The organism is Sandaracinobacter sp. T42, assembly GCF_059115405.1.
On sequence record NZ_CM181101.1, the window covers coordinates 1,868,142 to 1,888,980 of the forward strand.

General features: G+C 65.7%; 21 protein-coding genes. All 21 read left to right on the forward strand.

Annotated features, from left to right (window positions below; all coding sequences use genetic code 11):
* Positions 1–47 precede the first annotated feature (47 nt).
* The 21 genes from ACW9TV_RS09070 to ACW9TV_RS09170 all read left to right on the forward strand — a co-directional run bounded on the left by ACW9TV_RS09070 (position 48) and on the right by ACW9TV_RS09170 (position 20,831).
* Positions 48–1,034, forward strand: a complete 987-nt coding sequence (locus ACW9TV_RS09070; RefSeq protein ID WP_494303158.1) for a phosphotransferase family protein — start codon at positions 48–50, stop codon at positions 1,032–1,034.
* Positions 1,035–1,379, forward strand: coding sequence for a DUF6285 domain-containing protein (locus ACW9TV_RS09075; protein ID WP_494303159.1), 345 nt, complete (start codon positions 1,035–1,037; stop codon positions 1,377–1,379). It begins immediately after the preceding gene.
* On the forward strand, positions 1,376–1,846 hold the full coding sequence (locus tag ACW9TV_RS09080; RefSeq protein ID WP_494303160.1) for a DUF1330 domain-containing protein: 471 nt from the start codon (positions 1,376–1,378) through the stop codon (positions 1,844–1,846). The genes ACW9TV_RS09075 and ACW9TV_RS09080 overlap by 4 nt, the downstream gene beginning before the upstream one ends.
* A gap of 138 nt (positions 1,847–1,984) precedes the next feature.
* Positions 1,985–2,377, forward strand: coding sequence for a succinate dehydrogenase, cytochrome b556 subunit (gene sdhC, locus ACW9TV_RS09085; RefSeq protein ID WP_494303161.1), 393 nt, complete (start codon positions 1,985–1,987; stop codon positions 2,375–2,377).
* Positions 2,377–2,769: a succinate dehydrogenase, hydrophobic membrane anchor protein gene (gene sdhD, locus ACW9TV_RS09090; protein WP_494303162.1), complete on the forward strand. Its 393-nt coding sequence runs from the start codon at positions 2,377–2,379 to the stop codon at positions 2,767–2,769. Before sdhC ends, sdhD begins: the two co-directional genes overlap by 1 nt.
* A 1-nt stretch (position 2,770) precedes the next feature.
* Positions 2,771–4,573, forward strand: coding sequence for a succinate dehydrogenase flavoprotein subunit (gene sdhA, locus ACW9TV_RS09095; RefSeq protein ID WP_494303163.1), 1,803 nt, complete (start codon positions 2,771–2,773; stop codon positions 4,571–4,573).
* 7 nt (positions 4,574–4,580) lie between these two features.
* Entirely contained in the window at positions 4,581–5,366 is a 786-nt protein-coding gene (locus ACW9TV_RS09100) for a succinate dehydrogenase iron-sulfur subunit (protein WP_494303164.1), read from the forward strand.
* A gap of 241 nt (positions 5,367–5,607) precedes the next feature.
* Positions 5,608–6,417, forward strand: a complete 810-nt coding sequence (locus ACW9TV_RS09105) for an SPOR domain-containing protein (RefSeq protein WP_494303165.1) — start codon at positions 5,608–5,610, stop codon at positions 6,415–6,417.
* 137 nt (positions 6,418–6,554) lie between these two features.
* Positions 6,555–6,797, forward strand: a complete 243-nt coding sequence (locus ACW9TV_RS09110) for a hypothetical protein (RefSeq protein ID WP_494303166.1) — start codon at positions 6,555–6,557, stop codon at positions 6,795–6,797.
* 52 nt (positions 6,798–6,849) lie between these two features.
* Entirely contained in the window at positions 6,850–7,290 is a 441-nt protein-coding gene (locus ACW9TV_RS09115) for a PaaI family thioesterase (protein WP_494303167.1), read from the forward strand.
* Positions 7,287–8,405 carry a cell division protein ZapE gene (gene zapE, locus ACW9TV_RS09120; RefSeq protein WP_494303168.1) on the forward strand — a complete coding sequence of 373 codons (1,119 nt, stop codon included), beginning with the start codon at positions 7,287–7,289 and terminating at the stop codon, positions 8,403–8,405. Before ACW9TV_RS09115 ends, zapE begins: the two co-directional genes overlap by 4 nt.
* A 169-nt stretch (positions 8,406–8,574) precedes the next feature.
* Positions 8,575–9,618, forward strand: a complete 1,044-nt coding sequence (locus tag ACW9TV_RS09125) for an HlyD family secretion protein (protein WP_494303169.1) — start codon at positions 8,575–8,577, stop codon at positions 9,616–9,618.
* Entirely contained in the window at positions 9,615–11,207 is a 1,593-nt protein-coding gene (locus tag ACW9TV_RS09130) for a DHA2 family efflux MFS transporter permease subunit (RefSeq protein WP_494303170.1), read from the forward strand. Before ACW9TV_RS09125 ends, ACW9TV_RS09130 begins: the two co-directional genes overlap by 4 nt.
* A 95-nt stretch (positions 11,208–11,302) precedes the next feature.
* Complete coding sequence (gene mdh, locus ACW9TV_RS09135; protein ID WP_494303171.1) at positions 11,303–12,265, forward strand: malate dehydrogenase; 963 nt, start codon at positions 11,303–11,305, stop codon at positions 12,263–12,265.
* An 11-nt stretch (positions 12,266–12,276) separates the two neighbouring features.
* Positions 12,277–13,476, forward strand: a complete 1,200-nt coding sequence (gene sucC, locus ACW9TV_RS09140) for an ADP-forming succinate--CoA ligase subunit beta (RefSeq protein ID WP_494303172.1) — start codon at positions 12,277–12,279, stop codon at positions 13,474–13,476.
* A 3-nt stretch (positions 13,477–13,479) separates the two neighbouring features.
* The gene (sucD, locus tag ACW9TV_RS09145) at positions 13,480–14,364 is read left to right on the forward strand and encodes a succinate--CoA ligase subunit alpha (RefSeq protein ID WP_494303173.1); all 885 of its coding nucleotides are present in this window, start codon (positions 13,480–13,482) and stop codon (positions 14,362–14,364) included.
* Between the two features lie 143 nt (positions 14,365–14,507).
* The gene (locus ACW9TV_RS09150; protein ID WP_494303174.1) at positions 14,508–17,351 is read left to right on the forward strand and encodes a 2-oxoglutarate dehydrogenase E1 component; all 2,844 of its coding nucleotides are present in this window, start codon (positions 14,508–14,510) and stop codon (positions 17,349–17,351) included.
* 10 nt (positions 17,352–17,361) lie between these two features.
* On the forward strand, positions 17,362–18,594 hold the full coding sequence (gene odhB, locus ACW9TV_RS09155; RefSeq protein ID WP_494303175.1) for a 2-oxoglutarate dehydrogenase complex dihydrolipoyllysine-residue succinyltransferase: 1,233 nt from the start codon (positions 17,362–17,364) through the stop codon (positions 18,592–18,594).
* Entirely contained in the window at positions 18,594–18,812 is a 219-nt protein-coding gene (locus ACW9TV_RS09160; protein WP_494303176.1) for a hypothetical protein, read from the forward strand. Before odhB ends, ACW9TV_RS09160 begins: the two co-directional genes overlap by 1 nt.
* Positions 18,805–20,202 (forward strand): dihydrolipoyl dehydrogenase, encoded by a 1,398-nt coding sequence (gene lpdA, locus ACW9TV_RS09165; protein ID WP_494303177.1) that lies wholly within the window; start codon positions 18,805–18,807, stop codon positions 20,200–20,202. Before ACW9TV_RS09160 ends, lpdA begins: the two co-directional genes overlap by 8 nt.
* Positions 20,202–20,831: a trimeric intracellular cation channel family protein gene (locus tag ACW9TV_RS09170; RefSeq protein WP_494303178.1), complete on the forward strand. Its 630-nt coding sequence runs from the start codon at positions 20,202–20,204 to the stop codon at positions 20,829–20,831. The genes lpdA and ACW9TV_RS09170 overlap by 1 nt, the downstream gene beginning before the upstream one ends.
* Positions 20,832–20,839 lie beyond the last annotated feature (8 nt).

Consider the following 20,839-nt stretch of genomic DNA (forward strand, 5'->3'; position numbering starts at 1 on the left):
GAAGCGGTGGCGGCAAAGGCATATGCCTGTCAATTCGGGATTATCCCGTGCTTGATCCGGCGAAAGAGGGAAAGCCGGCCCTTCAGGCGCTGATTTCGCGGGGGCTTGGCGAATCCATCCAGGTGGGCGAAGTCGTCCAGCTGTCGGGCGGCGCCTCCAGCGCCACCTACCGGGTGGAGGTGGAGGATGGCTGCGGCCTGCGGCAGCTGATCTTCCAGCGCACCGCCGGCCAGAATGGAAACGGCATTTCCCGCCGCGTGCAGGCAGAGGTGCAGACCCGCGCCGGCGGGCTGGGCGTGCCGGTCGCCCGTGTGATCGCCACCACCGTCGAGGAAGACGATCTCGGCGATGGCGCGGTCACCGAACTTGTCGCGGGCGAAGCGCTCGCGCCGCGCTGGCTGCGGCAGCCCGAATATGCCGCCGCGCGGGAGCTGCTGACGGCCCAGTGCGCAGAGGCGCTGGCGAAGCTGCATTCCGCCCCCGTCGGCCACTGGGCCGATCTGCCGCTGAAACGCGGGTCCGGCCTTGAGCTGCTGGATGACATGTTCGGCTGGTACCGCCGCATCGGCGTGAACGTGCCGGCCTATGATCTCGCCTTCGCCTGGCTCCGTCCGCGCATGCCCGTCACCCCGGCGACCTGCCTCGTCCATGGCGACTTCCGCTCGGGCAACTTTCTTGTCGGCGCCGATGGCCTGACCGCCGTTCTCGACTGGGAGCTGACGCACCTCTCGGTTCCGGCGGAAGATCTTGGCTGGCTGTGCGTCCAGGCCTGGCGCTTCGGCCAGTGGCAGCTACCCGTCGGCGGCTTCGGCAGGCGGGAGGCGCTGCTGGAAGCCTATGGCGGCGGCGTCAGCTCGGAAGAGCTTCACATCTGGGAAGTCTATGGCAATCTGAAATGGGGCATGAGTTGCCTGCAACTGGCGGATGATCATGTCTCTGGCCGGGTTCCCTCGGTGGAACGCGCCGCCATCGGCCGCCGCGTCACGGAAGTCGCTGCGGACCTCACCTACCTCCTCGCGTTCGGAGAGCTTTAGATGAGCCACCCAACCGCAACCCAGCTGATCGAAGCCGTGCAGCTGTTCCTGAAAGAGGCCGAAGGGGAACTGAAGGGCCGGCTCGCCTTCCACGCCAAGGTCGCCGGAAACGCGCTCGCCATCGTCACGCGCGAACTCGCGCAACAGCCCGATGCGGCGGAGGAACGGGCGCTCGCCCCCTTCGGCGGGGCGGACGCCCTTTGCGAGGGGCTCAGGTCCGGCGCGCTCGATCCGATGGACAAGGGGCTGCTCGTGGCGATCCGGCAGGGGGTGCTCGCCCGGCTGTCGGTCGACAATCCCCGCTACGCGACCTTCTCGCGCCTCGCGGAAAGGGATATCGCATGAGCTTCCCGCCCGCCAATTACCACGCAGACATCGACCCGACTGGCGATCGGATCCGTGATCTCCGTGACAACGGCCCGGATGGTCCCGTGGTGATGCTGAACCTGCTGAAGTTCAGGGAACGGGCGGATTATCCGGCCGGCCATCCGGACGAGGGATCGACGGGCGCGGAAGCCTATGCCCGCTACGAACGCCTTTTCACCAAGACGGTCGGCGCCATCAGTCAGGCCCGGCCGCTGTATGATGGCCCGGCCATGCGCATCCTCGCCGGCTCCGACGCGGACGGAGACTGGGACAGGATGCTGATCGTGCGCTATCCTTCGCGGCAGCATTTCCTGGCGATGATGGCCGACGAAACCTACCGTGACGGGCTCGTGCATCGCTATGCGGCGCTGGAACGGACCATCCTGCTCCAGTGCGGCGCCAACGAGGCGGAAGAGGCGGAGCCCGGGCGGAATGGACGGGAATAGGACAGTCGCCATGCAACAGCGGCATGGCTGCCACAGTCATCAGGCAAGCGCGCCGTGCGGGACCTCCGCTGTTGCAATACGACCGAATTCGCATCAATGCAGCCTGCGATAAGGGGATAGAAGGGATCACAAGGGCCAATGGCTAGCCGTCCGCTGTCGCCGCACCTCTCCATCTGGAAATGGCGGGTGCATGCGATCACATCCATCACCCACCGGATCACCGGCAACGGGCTCGCCTTCGCGGGTCTCGGCGCCTTTGCCTGGTGGCTGGCCGCCGCCGCCACCTCCCGGGAGGCTTACGAGACGTTCCAGGCGTTTGCCGGCAGCATCTTCGGCTGGGTTCTCTGGGTCGGCCTCAGCTGGGCCTTCTTCCAGCATCTCCTCTCCGGCATCCGCCACCTGCTGATGGACACCGGCTGGGGCTATGAACTGGGCGTCGCGAAGGCCAGCGCCACCTGGACATGGGTGGGCTCGGTGCTTCTCTCCGCCACCTTCTGGGGCGTCATCCTGTACGGCAAGGGAGCCTTCTGATGGCCGGCAAGTTCCAGAGCGCATCCGGACTCAAGCAGGTTCGCGGCCTCGGCAGCGCGAAATCGGGCGTGCATCACTGGTGGCTGCAACGTGTCACCGCCGTCGGCACCTTCGCGCTGGCCGTGTGGTTTGTCGCATCGCTGATCCTGCTGCCGAACCTTGATCACAGCAGCGTCGTCGCCTGGGTCGGCCAGCCGCTGGTCGCGGTTCCGCTGCTGCTGCTCACCGTGTCGGCCTTCTGGCACGCCCGCCTGGGCGTCCAGGTGCTGATCGAGGACTATGTGCATGGCGAAGGGCTGAAGCTGCTCGCCATCGTCGCTCTCAACTTCTTCATTCTGGGCGTGGGGGCGATCGCGTTCTTCTCCATCGCCCGCATCGCTTTCGGAGCCTGAGATGGCCGACGCCTACAAGATCATCGACCACACCTATGATGCCGTCGTCGTCGGCGCGGGCGGCTCGGGCCTGCGCGCCACCATGGGCATCGCGGAAACCGGCCTGAAGACGGCCTGCATCACCAAGGTGTTCCCCACCCGCAGCCATACCGTGGCGGCGCAGGGCGGCATCGCGGCGGCGCTGGGCAACATGGGCCCCGATCACTGGACCTGGCACATGTACGACACCGTGAAGGGGTCGGACTGGCTGGGGGACCAGGACGCGATCGAATATATGGTGCGCGAAGCGCCGGCTGCCGTCTACGAACTGGAACATGCCGGCGTGCCCTTCAGCCGCACCACGGAAGGCAAGATCTACCAGCGCCCGTTCGGCGGTATGATGCAGAACATGGGCGCGGGCCCTGCCGCCCAGCGCACCTGCGCCGCGGCGGACCGCACCGGCCACGCCATGCTTCACGCGCTCTATCAGCAGAGCCTGAAGTATGACGCGGACTTCTACATCGAATATTTCGCCATCGACCTGATCATGGAAGGCGGCGAATGCCGGGGCGTGATCGCAATCTGCATGGCGGATGGCTCCATCCACCGCTTCCGCAGCCACGCGACGGTGCTTGCGACGGGCGGCTATGGCCGCTGCTATTTCTCCGCCACGTCGGCCCACACCTGCACCGGAGACGGTGGCGGCATGGTGCTGCGCGCGGGGCTTCCGCTGCAGGATCTGGAATTCGTGCAGTTCCACCCCACGGGCATCTACGGCGCGGGCGTTCTCATCACCGAAGGCGCGCGCGGCGAGGGCGGCTACCTCACCAACTCGCAGGGTGAGCGCTTCATGGAACGCTATGCCCCCAGCGCCAAGGATCTCGCGTCCCGCGATGTCGTCTCGCGCTCGATGGCGATGGAAATCCGCGAAGGCCGTGGCGTGGGCAAGGAAGGTGACCACATCTTCCTGCACCTCGATCACATCGATCCGAAGATCCTGCACGAACGGCTTCCGGGCATCACCGAAACCGGCAAGATCTTCGCCGGCGTCGATCTGACCCGCCAGCCGCTGCCTGTGGTGCCGACGGTCCATTACAACATGGGCGGCATCCCCACCAATTATCATGGCGAAGTCGTCACCCTGAAGGATGGCAACCCGGATCATGTGGTGCCCGGCCTGTTCGCGGTGGGCGAGGCGGCCTGCGTGTCGGTGCATGGCGCCAACCGCCTGGGCTCCAACAGCCTGATCGACCTTGTCGTGTTCGGCCGCGCCACCGGCCACCGCATCGCGGAAATCGTGAAACCCGGCACCGCGCACAAGCCGCTGCCAAAGGATTCGGCCGATTTCGCGCTCACCCGGCTCGATCACTTCCGCAACGCGAAGGGCGGCACGCCCACGGCGGATATCCGGCTGAAGATGCAGAAGACGATGCAGAAGCATTGCGCCGTGTTCCGCACCGACGAACTGATGGCCGAAGGCGTGGAGCTGATGAACGGCGTCTATGCCAGCATGCAGGACATCCAGGTGACCGATCGCTCGCTGATCTGGAACACCGACCTCATCGAAACGCTGGAACTGGATAACCTGATCAGCCAGGCCCAGTGCACCATCCGGGGCGCGCTCGCCCGCAAGGAAAGCCGCGGCGCCCACATGCACGAGGATTATCCCAACCGGGATGACGAAAACTGGATGAAGCACACGATCAGCTGGTTCGAAGGCTGGGGCGGCAACGGCGGCGAGGTGAAGCTCGACAGCCGGCCGGTGCACACCTACACGCTCACCGAAGAGGTAGAGTACATCAAGCCAAAAGCGCGGGTTTACTGAGGGTTATATGGCAGAATTCCAACTCCCTGCGAACAGCCGCATCACCGGTAAGGGCAAATCCTATCCGGCCCCCGCCGGTGCACAGCGTCCCCGCACCTTCAAGATCTATCGCTGGTCCCCCGATGACGGGCAGAACCCGCGGTACGACAGCTACACCATCGATCTCGCGGATTGCGGGCCGATGGTTCTGGATGCGCTGATCAAGATCAAGTCGGAAGTCGATCCCACGCTCACTTTCCGCCGCTCGTGCCGGGAAGGCATCTGCGGCTCGTGCGCGATGAACATCGACGGCTCCAACACGCTCGCCTGCACCATGGCGATCGAGGATGTGAAGGGCGACATCACCATCACGCCGCTTCCGCACATGGAAGTCGTGAAGGACCTCGTGCCCGACATGACGCATTTCTATGCGCAATATGCCAGCATCAAGCCCTGGCTGCAGACCGTCACGCCAGAGCCTGCGCTTGCCGAACGGATCCAGTCCCCGGCTGACCGGGAGAAGCTCGACGGCCTGTACGAGTGCATCCTGTGCGCCTGCTGCTCCACCTCCTGCCCCAGCTACTGGTGGAACTCGGACCGCTTCCTGGGCCCGGCGATCCTGCTTCAGGCCTATCGCTGGCTGGCCGACAGCCGCGACGAGATGACGGGCGAGCGACTGGACGCGCTGGAGGATCCGTTCCGCCTCTATCGCTGCCACACCATCATGAACTGCGCGAACGTCTGCCCCAAGGGCCTGAACCCGGCCAAGGCAATCGCGGAGATCAAGAAGATGATGGTGGCGCGCGCAGTCTGACAGGCCCGGCGCGCGACGCTTGCATCCGGTCTCGGCCGGGATCGTGCGGCAGTCGCCGGAACTGACGGCATCCATCGCCGCGGCATGTGAAGAAGGCGGGCCCGGCCCGCCTTTTTCCATTCTCCCCCCCTCTCGTGAAGGCGGCTCATCAGCGCGGCTGTCGGCCGTCCGAAGCGTCGGGCTCCCACTTGCCGCGCGCCCGCCCGTCCGCCTAAACGATCCGCAAACAGAGGGGGGATTTATGCGTCAGGCAAGGTTTACCGCGATTGCAATGCTGGCACTCGCGCTCGCGGCCTGTTCAACCCGCGCACCCAGCCCCCCGCCGGAACCCTCCCGCCCGGCGCCCGCGCCCGCGCCGCTGTCCCCGATCCACCAGAATCTCGATCCGCTGGAAACCGTGTGGCACCTCCGTGCAGGGCTGAACGTCGCGGCGCTCAGCTGCGCCCAGCGCGTCGGGCCGGGCATCGTCACCGATTACAACACCTTCCTGAAGGCGAAGAAGGCGCTGCTGGCCGAAGCTTACGCGGCACTGACTGCCGATTATCGCGCGAAGGGCGGCAACTGGCAGCGCGCGCTCGATTCCGACATGACGAAGCTCTACAATCATTTCGCTTCACCCACCGCACAGGCCGCCTTCTGCGACGCTGCCGCCGCACAGGTGAAGCGCGCCATCGCCGCCACCCCGGATGAACGGCACCTCTGGGCCGAGGAGGCGCTCGCCAGCCTCGACCGGCCTTTCACCACGCCCCAGCTGGCTGTCGCCGCGCGCGGGCTGCTGGCAATGCCTGTCGCCGAACCGGCGATTCCCGGCGGCTGGCGCATTCAGCTGGGGGCCTTCGGATCCCGCGCCGGTGCCGAAAAGGCCTGGGCGGACATCCAGTCGCGCAGTCCTCAGGTCGGGGCGATGACCCCCCATTTCGAACCGGTTCCAGGCCAGTCGCTCACGCGCCTTCAGGTCAAGGGCGTCAACAGCCGCTCAGAGGCGATTGCGCTGTGCGCCCATGCCGCCGCAGCCGGTTTCGATTGCTTCCCGGTGAAGGCCGCAGCCTGAGATTTCCCCCCTTGTTCCAAGGGGGTTGCGCCAGACTGTGCATTATTGTCGCCAGCGGGAATCACCGGGCCGTTAACCTCTTTGCCCGGATAAGTCATCCTGCCGGTCAACGACAATAAACCCAAAGGGGGTCGCTCATGTCCGGTCGCGTCGGCAGCTCCGCTGCCATTTTCCCGCTCGCCGCCGCAACGCTCGCGCTGGTCGGGGCCTGTTCCCAGCCGAAGCCGCGCCCGCAGCTCCAGGCCGCCCGGCCCGCCGCATCGCCCGTCATCACAGCTCAGCAGCCGATCGCCCTCACGCAAGGCAGCAGCATCCGGCTGGTCAGCGTGGCGCCAGCGCAACCCTCCGTGCAGAAGGCCCGGCTCTCGGCAAAGAAATAGCCTGTTTGCCGGGGTTCTTGCGGGCGCGCGCCCTCGCCGCTAGGCCGGTTCCATGGCAGCATCACTGGTGGAAGACGGCCCCTGGAAGGGCTGGCGCGCATGGCATGCGAAGCCCGAGGGCCGGTTCGTCGACGGGCTGGGCGACGTCTATTACCGGGATGAACCCCCCGGCATCCTCGCCTGCATCGAAACTTCGCGCAAACATGCGAACGGCCTGGGTTTCCTGCACGGCGGTTTCCTGATGGCCTTCATCGACGTCACCATGTTCGCCACCATCCGCCATCAGCTCCAGCAGTCGGCGGGCGTCACGCTGCAATGCTCCACTGATTTCATGGGCGCAGGCCATGTCGGCAAACTGCTGGAAGGTCGCGGCCATGTGGTGAAGGAAACCGGCAAGCTCGTCTGGGTTGCGGGCACGCTCACGCAGGATGATGGCGTAAGCATCGTCTGCCAGTGGCACGGCCTGTTGCGCAAGGTTCCCCGGAACCAGTGAGCCGGATCCGCAAGGCTTATGACGCGCTCGTCGCGTCGGGTGAACTGCGCCCCGATCAGGCGCAGGCCTCCGTCGCGGACCGGCTCGACACGCTCGCCCACAGGCTGGAGCAGCCGGCCCGGAAGCCGGGTCTTCTGCGAAAGCTGTTCGGCGGCAATCCCGCCCCCGCGCCGCAGGGCCTCTATCTCTGGGGCGGGGTGGGGCGGGGCAAGTCCATGCTGATGGACCTGTTCTTCACCCATGTGGCGGTCGAACCGCGCAAGCGCATCCACTTCCACCAGTTCATGCTGGAAACCCACGCCCGCATCTTCGCCCGCCGGCAGTCCGATCCGGGCGATCCATTGCCGGCGGTCGCGAAAAGCTGGGCCGATGAAGCCAGGCTGCTCTGCTTCGACGAGTTGCAGGTGACCAACATCGCCGATGCGATGATCCTGTCCCGCCTGTTCACGGCCCTGCTGGCGTCAGGGGTCACCGTGGTCGCCACCTCGAACCGCCCGCCTGTCGATCTCTACAAGGATGGCCTCAGCCGGGAACTGTTCCTGCCCTTCATCGACCTGATCCAGCGGGAACTTCAGGTGATCCCGCTGGACGGCCCCACCGATTACCGGCTGCACCGCATGGGTGGGATGCCCACCTATTACAGCCCGAACGGGCCCGAGGCGACGAAGGCGCTCTCCGAACTCTTCTTCCGCCTGACGGATTTCCCGGTGGAGGATCGCGCCCATGTGCCTGCTGCCGAACTGGATGTCGGCGGCGGCCGCATCCTGCAGGTGCCGAAAAGCCTGAAGGGCGTCGCCGTATTCTCCTTCCGCAAGCTCTGCGGAGAGGCGAGGGGGGCCGCCGACTATCTGGCGGTCGCGCGGGCCTATCACACGGTCATCCTTGTCGGCGTGCCGAAGCTCGGCCCAGAAAACCGCAACGAGGCCAGCCGCTTCGTCACGCTCATCGACGCGCTCTACGAATGGCGCTGCAAGCTGCTGATCGCCGCCGATGCCCCGCCACATCAGCTCTACGAACAGGGCGACGGCCGCTTCGAGTTCGAGCGGACGGTTTCGCGCCTGATGGAAATGCAGTCGGCGGATTATCTCGCGGAAGGGCACGGCCTACGCGTCTGATCCGGCGCGGTTGAAGCGCATCAATGCGGGGTTGTCGGCACGAAGGGTGCCGCATATTGTCGCCCCGTAATTCGAGTCTCGCTCAGAAACCCGAATTGCCGCTAATTGCCGGCTGCCAGCCTGCTTTTCGCCAGTTCCCCGCGCCGTGCGCGCAACCTAGGTTTTCGTCATGGATCGACTGCGCAGCAACATCTTTCCCTTGGTGCTCGGCGTGCTTGCGCTGCTGGCGGCCGGGTTCGGGCTCTGGTGGTATCTGGAAGGCCGGCACTGGCAGTCCACCGACAACGCCTATGTCGAAGCCGACATTGCCGTCATCGCGGCCAAGGTGCCCGGCTATGTCGCCCGCGTCGACGTGACGGACAACCAGCCGGTGAAGGCGGGTGATCCGCTCGTGCACATCGTCGATGCCGATTATCGCGCCGCGCTGGCGAAGGCGGAAGCGCAGGTGGAGCAGCTTGCCCGCGCGCGGGGCGCGGCCGGGGCCCGCGCCGTCGCCCAGTCGCGAATGATCGCCGAGGCGCAGGCCTCGCTCCGCGCCGCAGAGGCCGGATCCCGCAGGGCGGCCGCGGATGCGGACCGCGCCGAAAACCTGCTGAAGCAGGGCTTCGCCACCCGCGCCACCGTCGATGCCCGCCGGGCAGAGGCGGAGGCCGCTGCCGCAGCCGTCGTTCAGGGCGAGGCCGCCGTCGCCGCGGCCGAGGCCGGGCGTGACGCCGCCAGCGCCGACACTGGCGGGGCAGGGGCCGCGCTGAAGGCCGCGCTCGCGGCGCGCGATGCAGCCGCGCTCGATCTGGAAAACACCGTGATCCGCGCGCCCTATGAAGGGGTGGTCGGAAATCGCACCGTCCGTCCCGGCCAGTTCGCCCGGCAGGGCCAGCAGCTGATGGTGGTGGTGCCGGTCGCCCAAGCCTATCTCGTCGCCAACTTCAAGGAAACGCAGATCCGCGGCATGAAACCGGGAATGCCGGTCGAGGTGGAGCTGGATGCCTACCCGGGCCAGCCGCTCACGGGCCGGATCGACAGCTTCTCGCCGGCGTCCGGCTCGCGCTTCTCGATCATCCCGCCTGAAAATGCCACGGGCAACTTCACCCGCATCGTCCAGCGGGTGCCTGTGAAGATCCTGCTCGATCGTCCGCTTCCCGAAGGTGTCCGCCTCACGCCCGGAACCTCCGCCGAAGTGCGGGTGGATCTGCGCCGAGCCCCGGGCGAATGAACGTCGCCGCCACGCTGGAGGCGCCGTCTGCGCCGCCGGCAACCGGCGGCCCGGATACCGCAAGCCTGATCGCCTTCATCCTGATGGCGTTCGGCATGTTCATGGCGATCCTCGACATCCAGATCGTCGCGGCGTCGCTGGGCCAGATTCAGGCCGGGCTATCGGCCTCCGCCGACGAGATCGCATGGGTGCAGACCAGCTACCTCATCGCAGAGGTGGTGATGATCCCGCTGTCGGGCTTCCTGTCGCGTGCGCTGGGCATCCGGATGCTGTTCGTCCTGTCGTGCGCGCTGTTCACCGCCGCCAGCCTCGTCTGCGCGATGGTCACCACGATCGAGGGGATGATCGCCGCCCGTGCCTTCCAGGGCTTCGTGGGCGGGGCGATGATCCCCACGGTCTATGCCGCCAGCTTCATGCTGTTCGGCCGCGAACGGCAGACGAAGGTCACCGTCATCATCAGCTTCATCGTCACCCTCGCCCCCACCATCGGCCCGGTGCTGGGCGGCTGGCTCACGGGGCTGTTCAGCTGGCACTGGATCTTCCTCATCAACCTGGTGCCGGGCGTGCTGATCACGTTGGGCGTGCTGCTGCTGGTGAAGCTGCCGGACAGGCCGGATCATGGCCTGTTGCGCAAGATCGACGTCCCCGGCCTGATCGCGCTGTCGCTGCTGTGCGGCGGGCTGGTGTTCGTGCTGGAGGATGGCGCCCGGCGCCAGTGGTTCCAGGATGAAGCCGTGCGCACCATGTCGGGCGTGGTGGTGCTGGCGGCCTTGGTGCTGTGGTGGCGGATCCATCATGCCGCGGAACCGATCATCAGCCTGAAGCCCTTCACCAACCTGAACTTCGCGGCTGGCGCCGGCATGGGTGCGGTGTTCGGCATCGGCCTATACGGCCTCGTCTATCTCTATCCGCTGTTCCTTGGCCGGGTCGCGGGCCTTTCCTCCGAACAGATCGGCACGACGGTTTTCGTCACCGGCCTGTTCATGGGGATCGGCGCGCCGCTGGGCGGGTTTCTCTCCACCCGGATCGATATCCGACTGCTTGCTTCCATGGGCTTCCTGCTGCTTGCGGGATCCACCTGGCTCGGCAGCGGCATCACCAGCGAATGGCGTTTCTGGGAACTGTTCTGGCCCCAGGCGCTCAGGGGAACAGGCATCATGTTCTGCATCGTATCCGTCAGCGTGATGGCGTTCGCCACGCTGCCGCAGGCGCAGATCAAGGATTCCACCGGCCTGTTCACGCTCTTCCGGAACATGGGCGGCGCGGCGGGCATCGCCATCATCAACACCATCCTTCAGATCCGCACCAATTTCCACCAGGCCCGGCTTGCCGAGTCGGCCAATCCCGGCCGCGCGGAAATCGCGGAGCGGCTCGACATGATGGCCAGTATGGCGACGTCGCGCGGGATGCCCGATCCCGACGGTTTTGCCGTCCGCGCGCTCGCCCATTCCATCCAGAAGGAAGCACTGACGATGGCGATCGCGGATGCCTTCCTGATCCTGTCGGCCATTTTCGTCTGTTCCGCCCTGATCCCGCTGTTCCTGAAGCGGCCCGGCACATTCGCGGATGCCCCGCCCGACGCGCATTAGAAACAGGTTCAGACCAAAGCCCGGTTGACCATTGCGAAAGCCGGGGTCTATCGCGTGCCTCGCAATTGCAACATCCACCGGCCAAGAGGATCACCATGGCACGCAGCAAGATTGCGCTTATCGGCGCTGGCATGATCGGCGGCACACTCGCCCACCTGATCGGCCTGAAGGAACTGGGCGACGTCGTCCTGTTCGACATTGCCGAAGGCACCCCGCAAGGCAAGGCTCTGGACATCGCGCAATCGGCGCCCGTCGACGGCTTCGACGTGACCCTGAAGGGCGCGAACGACTATGCCGACATCGCCGGCGCGGATGTCTGCATCGTGACGGCCGGCGTCCCCCGCAAGCCGGGCATGAGCCGCGACGACCTGCTGGGCATCAATCTCAAGGTCATGAAGGCCGTGGGTGAAGGCATCAAGGCCCATGCGCCGAACGCCTTCGTCATCTGCATCACCAACCCGCTTGACGCGATGGTCTGGGCGCTGCGCGAATTCTCCGGCCTTCCGGCCGAAAAGGTCGTCGGCATGGCCGGCGTGCTGGATTCGGCCCGCTTCCGCCACTTCCTCGCGGAAGAGTTCAACGTGTCGGTGAAGGACGTGACCGCCTTCGTTCTGGGCGGCCACGGCGACACCATGGTGCCCGTGGTGGAATATTCCACCGTCGCCGGCATCCCCATTCCCGATCTCATCAAGATGGGCTGGTCCACCAAGGAAAAGATCGAGGCCATCGTCGCCCGCACCCGCTCCGGCGGCGGGGAGATCGTCGGCCTCCTGAAGACGGGCTCGGCCTATTACGCCCCGGCGGCGTCCGCCATCGCCATGGCGGAGAGCTATCTGAAGGACCAGAAGCGCCTTCTGCCCTGCGCCGCCAACCTGACGGGGCAATATGGCGTGGACAATCTCTACGTCGGCGTGCCGGTGGTGATCGGCGCGGGCGGCGTGGAACGCATCGCCGAAATCGCCCTGAACGCGGAAGCCAAGTCCAATTTCCAGGTCTCGGTCGATGCCGTGAAGGAACTGCTGGTCGCCTGCAAGGCTATCGAGCCGTCGCTGGCCTGAGGGGGTAACAGATGAACATTCATGAATATCAGGCGAAGGAACTGCTCGCCAAGTGGGGCGTGCCGATCCCGAAGGGCATCGCGGCCTTCTCCGTCGAGGAAGCCGTTGAGGCCTCGAAGCAACTGCCCGGGCCGCTCTATGTAGTGAAGGCGCAGATCCATGCCGGCGGCCGCGGCAAGGGCAAGTTCAAGGAACTGCCGCCCGAAGCCAAGGGCGGTGTCCGCCTTGCGAAATCGGCCGAGGAAGTGGGCGTTGCCGCAGCGGAAATGCTGGGCAACACGCTCGTCACCATCCAGACGGGCCCCGCCGGCAAGCAGGTCCAGCGCCTCTACATCACCGACGGCGTCGATATCGCACAGGAATTCTACCTGGCGTTCCTGGTGGATCGCGCCACCGGCCGCGTCGCCTGCGTGGTTTCCACCGAAGGTGGCATGGACATCGAAACCGTCGCCCATGACACGCCCGAGAAGATCAAGACCTTCTCGATCGATCCGGCCACCGGCTGGATGCCGCACCACGGCCGCACCGTCGCCAAGGCGCTGGGGCTTTCGGGCGACCTCGCCAAGCAGGCGGAATCGACCGCCGCGAAACTCTATGCCGCCTTCCTCGGCACCGATGCCTCGCAGATCGAGATCAACCCGCTCGCCGTCACCGACGACGGCAAGCTGATGGTGCTGGACGCCAAGGTGGGCTTCGATTCCAACGCGCTCGGCCGCCATCCCGATCTCGTCGAACTGCGCGACCTCACGGAAGAGGATCCGGCCGAAGTCGAAGCGTCGAAGTACGACCTCGCCTTCATCAAGCTGGATGGCAACATCGGCTGCCTGGTGAACGGCGCCGGCCTCGCCATGGCCACGATGGACATCATCAAGCTGAACGGCGCGGAACCCGCCAACTTCCTCGATGTCGGCGGCGGCGCCAGCAAGGAGAAGGTGACGGCGGCGTTCAAGCTGATCCTCGCCGATCCGGCGGTGGAAGGCATCCTCGTCAACATCTTCGGCGGCATCATGCGCTGCGACATCATCGCGGAAGGCATCATCGCGGCCGCGAAGGAAGTGAACCTCTCGGTTCCGCTCGTCGTCCGCCTGGAAGGCACGAACGTGGAACTGGGCAAGGAAATCCTGGCCGGTTCGGGCCTCCCCATCGTCTCCGCAGACGATCTGGGCGATGCAGCCCGCAAGATCGTGGCCGAAGTGAAGAAGGTGGCCTGAACCATGTCCATTCTCGTCAACAAGAACACCAAGGTCATCACCCAGGGCTTCACCGGCAAGCAGGGGACCTTCCACGCCGAGGCGGCCATCGCCTATGGCACGCAGATGGTGGGCGGCGTCGCGCCGGGGAAGGGCGGGTCCACGCACCTGAACCTGCCCGTTTTCGACACCGTGCTGGAAGCGAAGGAAGCCACCGGCGCCGACGCCTCCGTCGTCTATGTCCCGCCGTTCGGCGCGGCCGACGCCATCCTTGAGGCGATCGCGGCTGAAATTCCGCTGATCGTGTGCATCACCGAAGGCATCCCCGTGCTGGACATGGTGCCGGTCAAGCGTGCGCTGCAAGGCTCGAAGTCGCGCCTCATCGGCCCGAACTGCCCCGGCGTCCTCACGCCCGGCGAATGCAAGATCGGCATCATGCCGGGCTCCATCTTCTCGAAGGGGTCGGTCGGCGTCGTCTCGCGGTCGGGCACGCTCACCTACGAAGCCGTGTTCCAGACCACGAATGAAGGCCTGGGCCAGACAACGGCTGTCGGCATCGGCGGCGATCCGGTGAACGGCACCAATTTCATCGACGTGCTCGAGCTCTTCCTGGCCGACGACGCCACCAAGTCGATCATCATGATCGGCGAGATCGGCGGCAGCGCGGAAGAGGAAGCCGCCCAGTTCCTGAAGGACGAAGCGAAGCGTGGCCGCAAGAAGCCGATGGTCGGCTTCATCGCCGGTACCACGGCGCCTCCGGGCCGCCGCATGGGCCACGCCGGCGCGATCGTGTCCGGTGGTCAGGGCAAGGCGGAAGACAAGATCGCGGCGATGGAATCGGCCGGGATCACGGTCAGCCCCAGCCCGTCGGAACTCGGCCGCACGCTGAAGGCGGTGCTGAACGGCTGATCCGGATGCCCGGCCGCCTGCGGGCCGGCCGGGCGTTCGGTCGACTTTGGTCGCATGGCTGCCATGATGACGGCACAAGCGGTTGAGGAACCTGTCCTCAACCGCTATCTGCTGCTTGAAGGCTCCTATAGGTGATTTGAAAGATGCAAGACGAGCAGGGCTTCCCAGACACCCTGCCACGCCCGAGCTGGGCGCGGCCGAACTGGCCCATCACGCCGGATGACGACCTGACGCTGGCGCTGGACGCCGGCCTGCCCGGCAAGGCGGCTGCCGCCGTTGCGAGATCCGCCGGCAAGCCCGCACCGGCCGCCAATTCGGATGAAGCGCGCCGCGCGGCCGAAGATACGGTGAAGGCGACGATGCTGATCCGCACCTACCGGGTGCGCGGGCACCTCGCCGCCACGCTGGATCCGCTGGGCCTGGCAGATCGTCCGCTGCCGGCCGATCTCACCCCGGAATATCATGGCCTCCATGATCCGGCCCGCACCGTCTATCTGGGCGGCCTTTTCGCCGGTATCGAAACCGTCACCGTCTCCGAACTCGTCGCCATCCTGCGCCGCAACTACTGCGGCCATGTCGGCCTCGAATATATGCACATCAACGATGTGGAGGAGCGGCGCTTCCTGCAGGAGCGGATCGAGGGCCGCGACAAGGAGATTCACTTCACGCCCGAGGGCAAGAAGGCGATCCTGAACAAGCTGATCGAGGCGGAGCAGTTCGAAAAGTTCCTCGCCCGCAAATATGTCGGCACCAAGCGCTTCGGTCTTGAGGGCGGCGAGGCCGCGATCCCGGCGCTCGAATCCATCATCAAGGTGGGCGGCGCGCAGGGCGTGAACGAAATCGTGATCGGCATGCCGCACCGCGGCCGGCTGAACGTGCTGGCCAACGTGATGCAGAAGCCGTTCCGCATCATCTTCCACGAATTTTCGGGCGGCTCCTCCAATCCGGACGATGTCGGCGGCTCGGGCGATGTGAAATATCACCTCGGCGCCTCAACCGACCGGGTATTCGACGGCAACCGCGTCCACCTGTCGCTCACCCCGAACCCTTCCCACCTCGAGGCCGTGAACCCCGTGGTGCTTGGCAAGGTGCGGGCCACCCAGCGTCTGAAGGGCGCCGCAAAGCCGGGGCAGACGAACGACGAACTGCAGGATCAGGTCCTGCCCGTGCTTCTGCATGGCGATGCGGCCTTCGCGGGGCAGGGCATCGTCGCGGAATGCTTCGGCTTCTCGGGCGTGCCGGGCTACAGCACCGGCGGCACCATCCATTTCATCGTCAACAACCAGGTCGGTTTCACCACCAGCCCGGCCTTCGCGCGCTCCAGCCCCTATCCCTCGGATGTGGGCAAGGTGGTGCAGGCGCCGATCTTCCATGTCTGTGGCGATGATCCGGAAGCCGTCACCTTCGCCACGAAGGTCGCCACGGAATTCCGGCAGAAGTTCAACCGCGATGTCGTGATCGACATGTGGTGCTACCGCCGCTTCGGCCACAACGAAAGCGACGAGCCGGCCTTCACCCAGCCGCTGATGTACGCGAAGATCCGCGATCACAAGTCGGTCGCTACCCTCTATGGCGAACGGCTGGTGGCCGAAGGGCTGGTCACGGCCAATGATATCGCTGCCATGGAAAAGGCCTTCATCGATCGGCTCGAAGCCGATTTCGAAGCCGCTGGTAGCTTCCGCCCGGAAAAGGCGGAATGGTTCGGCGGTCGCTGGCAGGGCCTGCACCAGCCGGCGGATCCCGTCACCGCCCGCCGTTCGGCGGATACCGGTGTCCCCGTCGCACGCCTCAGGGAAATCGCGGCGAAGCTGCACAGCGCACCTGAAGGCTTTACCATGCACCGCACGCTGGAACGCGTGGTGAAGGCGCGCGAAGCGGCCGTTGAAGCGGGCGAGGGGCTGGATTGGGCGACGGCGGAAAGCCTCGCCTTCGGCACCCTCGTCAGCGAAGGGGCCGATCCGTTCGGTGTCCGCCTGTCAGGTCAGGATTCCGGCCGCGGCACCTTCTCCCAGCGCCACGCCGTCTGGGTCGATCAGAAGACCGGGCAGAAATATGCGCCGCTGGCGCATCTGGGCGGATTCTTCGAAGTCTATGACAGTCCGCTGTCTGAATTCGGCGTTCTTGGCTTCGAATATGGCTTCGCCATGGCCGATCCAAAGACGCTGGTGATGTGGGAAGCCCAGTTCGGCGATTTCGCCAACGGCGCGCAGGTGATGATCGACCAGTTCATCGCGGCAGGCGAAGCGAAGTGGCTGCGGGCCAACGGCCTGGTGATGCTGCTGCCGCACGGTTATGAAGGCCAGGGGCCGGAACACAGCTCCGCCCGCCTTGAGCGCTATCTCCAGCTCTGCGCTGAAGACAATATGCAGGTCGCCAACTGCACGACTCCGGCCAACTACTTCCACATCCTGCGCCGGCAGATGCTGCGGCCGTTCCGCAAGCCTCTCATCATCATGACGCCGAAGTCGCTTCTGCGGCACAAGCGCGCCGTCTCGTCGCTGGCCGAACTGGGCGAAGGTTCCACCTTCCACCGCTGCCTCGATGATCTCACCCCCGCCGATCCGGCGAAGGTGAAGCGGCTCATCCTCTGTTCCGGCAAGGTCTATTATGATCTCGCGGACGAGCGTGACGCCCAGGGCCGCGAGGATGTCTATATCCTGCGCGTGGAACAGATCTATCCGTTCCCCGGCGACGCCATCGCGGACTATGCCGCCCGCTTCCCGAATCTGGAAACGGTGGTCTGGTGCCAGGAAGAGCCCAGGAACGCGGGCAGCTGGTTCTTCGTGGAACCGCTGATCGAGGAAGCGCTGGGCCGCCGCGCCGTCTATGCCGGCCGCGCCGCCGCCGCCTCGACGGCAACGGGCCTCGCCCGCCGTCACGCGGCCGAACAGGCCAAGCTCATTCACGAAGCGCTGGGAGAGGACAAGAAGGCGGTCCGCGCCGCCATCCGTTCCAGCCTGAAATCGTCGGCCACGAAGGCCGCCTGAGGGGACGACAATGGACGTTGTGATTCCGGCGCTGGGTGAAAGCGTCACCGAAGCGACCATCGGCCAGTGGCTGAAGAAGGCAGGCGATGCCGTGAAGGCCGACGAGCCGATCGTCAGCCTGGAAACGGACAAGGTCGCGGTCGAGGTGAACGCCCCGGCAGACGGCGTTCTGACCGAGCTGAAATTCAAGGAGGGCGACACTGTCACCGTCGGTGCCGTGATCGCCACGATGGAAGCCGGCGCCACCGCCGCTGCAACTCCGGCTCCGGCGGCGGCCCCTGCCGCCGCTGCTCCGGCGCCTGTTGCCGCTGCCGCACCGGCGCCTGCCGCTCCGCCGTCCGCTCCGGCTCCGGCCTATGAAGCCATCGCGCCCGCCGTGCGCGTGCTGCTCGATACCTACAATCTCGATCCCGCCAGCATCAGCGGCACCGGCAAGGATTCCCGTCTGACGAAGGGCGATGTGCTCGCCGCCATCGAGGCCGGCACGGCGAAGGTGAAGGGTGCCCCGGCTCCGGCTCCGGCGGCCGCCGCCCCCGTCGCGGCCCGCACCGAAGAGCGTGTCCGGATGACGCGCCTGCGCCAGACCATCGCGCGCCGTCTGAAAGAGGCGCAGAATACCGCGGCCATGCTCACCACGTTCAACGACGTGGACATGACCGCCGTGATGGACGCCCGCAACCGCTACAAGGATGCGTTCGAAAAGAAGCATGGCGTGCGGCTCGGCTTCATGTCCTTCTTCGTGAAGGCCTGTGCGCTGGCCGCCCGGGATGTTCCCAGCGTGAACGCCCGGATCGAAGGCGACGAGATCGTCTTCCACAATTACTTCGATGTCGGCGTTGCCGTTTCCTCCCCGGGCGGCCTTGTCGTGCCGATCCTGAAGGACGCCCAGGCCAAGAGCTTCGCCCAGATCGAGCTGGAAATCGCGGACTTCGGCAAGCGCGCCCGCGACGGCAAGCTGAAGATGGAAGAGATGCAGGGCGGCACCTTCACCATCTCCAACGGCGGCGTGTTCGGCAGCCTCATGTCCACGCCCATCCTCAACCCGCCGCAATCGGGCGTGCTGGGCATGCACAGGATCGAGGATCGTCCCGTCGTCCTGAACGGGCAGATCGTGATCCGGCCGATGATGTATCTGGCGCTCAGCTATGATCACCGCCTGATCGATGGCCGCGAGGCTGTCACCTATCTGGTGCGCGTCAAGGAAGCGCTGGAAGATCCCACGCGCCTCGTCATCGACCTTTGATGGACGAAGTGCCGCCCCCTTGGCTTGTGCTGCCAGATCTTCCGGTGAGTTCGATCGGATGGCGCATGGGTGATGGTGAAGAAGCATTGTATCGGTTCATCGAGTATTTTCATTCTCTTCCGCTTGAGCAAGCTCGGGCGTTGAAGGATCGATATCCAGAACCTGAGGGTTGGACAGGCTTTCTGGATAACTTGCTTAGGAGCAGGACTGATGTCTGAAGCCGGCTACGACGTGATCATTATCGGTGCAGGCCCCGGCGGCTATGTCGCCGCGATCCGTGCCGCGCAGAACGGCCTGAAGACGGCCTGTGTCGAATCCCGGGAAACCCTGGGCGGCACCTGCCTCAATGTCGGCTGCATCCCATCGAAGGCGCTGCTGCACGCGTCCGAACTCTATGAGGAAGTCTCGGCCGGGCATCTGAAGAAATTCGGCATCACCGCCAGCGCCAGCTTCGACCATGGCGAGTTGCTCGCCTCGAAGGACAAGGCCGTGAAGGGCCTGACGGATGGCATCGCCTTCCTGTTCAAGAAGAACAAGGTGGACTGGCTGAAGGGCCACGCGAGCTTCGAAGGACGGAACAGCATCAGGGTCGGTGACAAGAACTACACCGCGAAGAACATCGTCGTGGCAACCGGTTCCTCCGTCACGCCGCTGCCCGGCGCTGAGATCGACAATGACAAGGGCGTCATCGTCGATTCGACAGGCGCGCTCAGCCTGAAGAAGGTGCCCGGCCACCTCGTCGTCATCGGTGGCGGCGTGATCGGCCTCGAGCTCGGCTCGGTCTGGCGTCGCCTGGGCGCGAAGGTCACCGTCGTCGAATATCTCGACCAGATCCTGCCCGGCATGGACGGCGAAGTCCGAAAGGAATCCGCGAAGCTGCTGAAGAAGCAGGGCATGGAGTTCCGCACCTCCACCAAGGTCACCTCGGTGAAGGCCGGAAAGTCCGGCGCGACGCTCACACTGGAACCGGCCGACGGCGGCGACGCCACCACGCTGGAAGCCGATGTCGTGCTGGTCTCCATCGGGCGTCGTCCCAACACCGAAGGCCTTGCGCTCGAAAAGGCCGGCCTCGCTCTCAACGCGCGCGGCCAGATCGAGGTGGATCACCACTTCGCCACCGCCGTTCCCGGTATCTGGGCCATCGGCGACGTCACGCCCGGTCCCATGCTCGCCCACAAGGCGGAAGATGAAGGGCTCGCCGTCGCGGACAACATCGCTGGCCTCGCCGGCTATGTGAACCATGATGTGATCCCGTCCGTCGTCTACACCATGCCGGAAATCGCAGGCGTCGGCCTCACGGAAGAAGCCGCGAAGGAAAAGGGTGAAATCCGCGTCGGCAAATTCCCCTTCCTGGCAAACAGCCGCGCCAAGGCGAACCAGGATACCGACGGCTTCGTGAAGATCATCGCCGACGCGAAGACGGATCGCGTCCTGGGCGTCTGGATCGTCAACCGGCTCGCCGGCACGCTGATCGCCGAAGCGGCGCTCGCCATGGAGATGGGCGCGTCCTCCGAAGATATCGCGCTCACCTGCCACGCCCACCCGACGCACGCGGAATCGCTGAAGGAAGCCGCGATGGCGGTCACGGGCAAGCCGATCCACATCTGATGGAGCCCGCCGCGCTCGAGGAGCTTCGGCGCATCTTCATCGCGCTCGATTATCTCGGCGTCGCAATCTTCGCCGTCACCGGCGCCCTTGTCGCGGCCCGCGCCCGGCAGGACATCGTCACCTGCGCCTTCTTCGCTGGCATGACGGGCATGGGCGGCGGAACCATCCGCGATCTGCTAATCGGCGCGCCGGTCTTCTGGATTGGGGAGGCCGGATTTCTCGCCGTCTGCCTCGTCGCCACCATCGCCGTCTGGATTCTGCGCACCGAACAATGGCCCGGCAAGCCGCTGCGCTGGCTCGATGCTGTCGGCCTCGCCGCCTATTGCGCCTTCGGCTCTCTGAAGGCGCTCAGCTTCGGCATCGATCCGGTTCCTGCCGTTCTGATGGGCGTGATCACGGCGACGTTCGGCGGCGTCCTGCGCGACATCGTGGCGGGCCAGCCCTCCATCCTGCTCCAGCGCGAAATCTATGTCACCGCCGCCATCGTCGGCGCGGGTGTCACCGTTCTCCTCGCCACATTTGCGGGTCTCAACGGCTGGATCGCCGGCGGGGCAGGGGCAGCCAGCGCCTTCGTGATCCGCGCCGGCGCCATCGCCCGTGGATGGAAGCTTCCGATCCACCCGGGTTGAATCCGCCC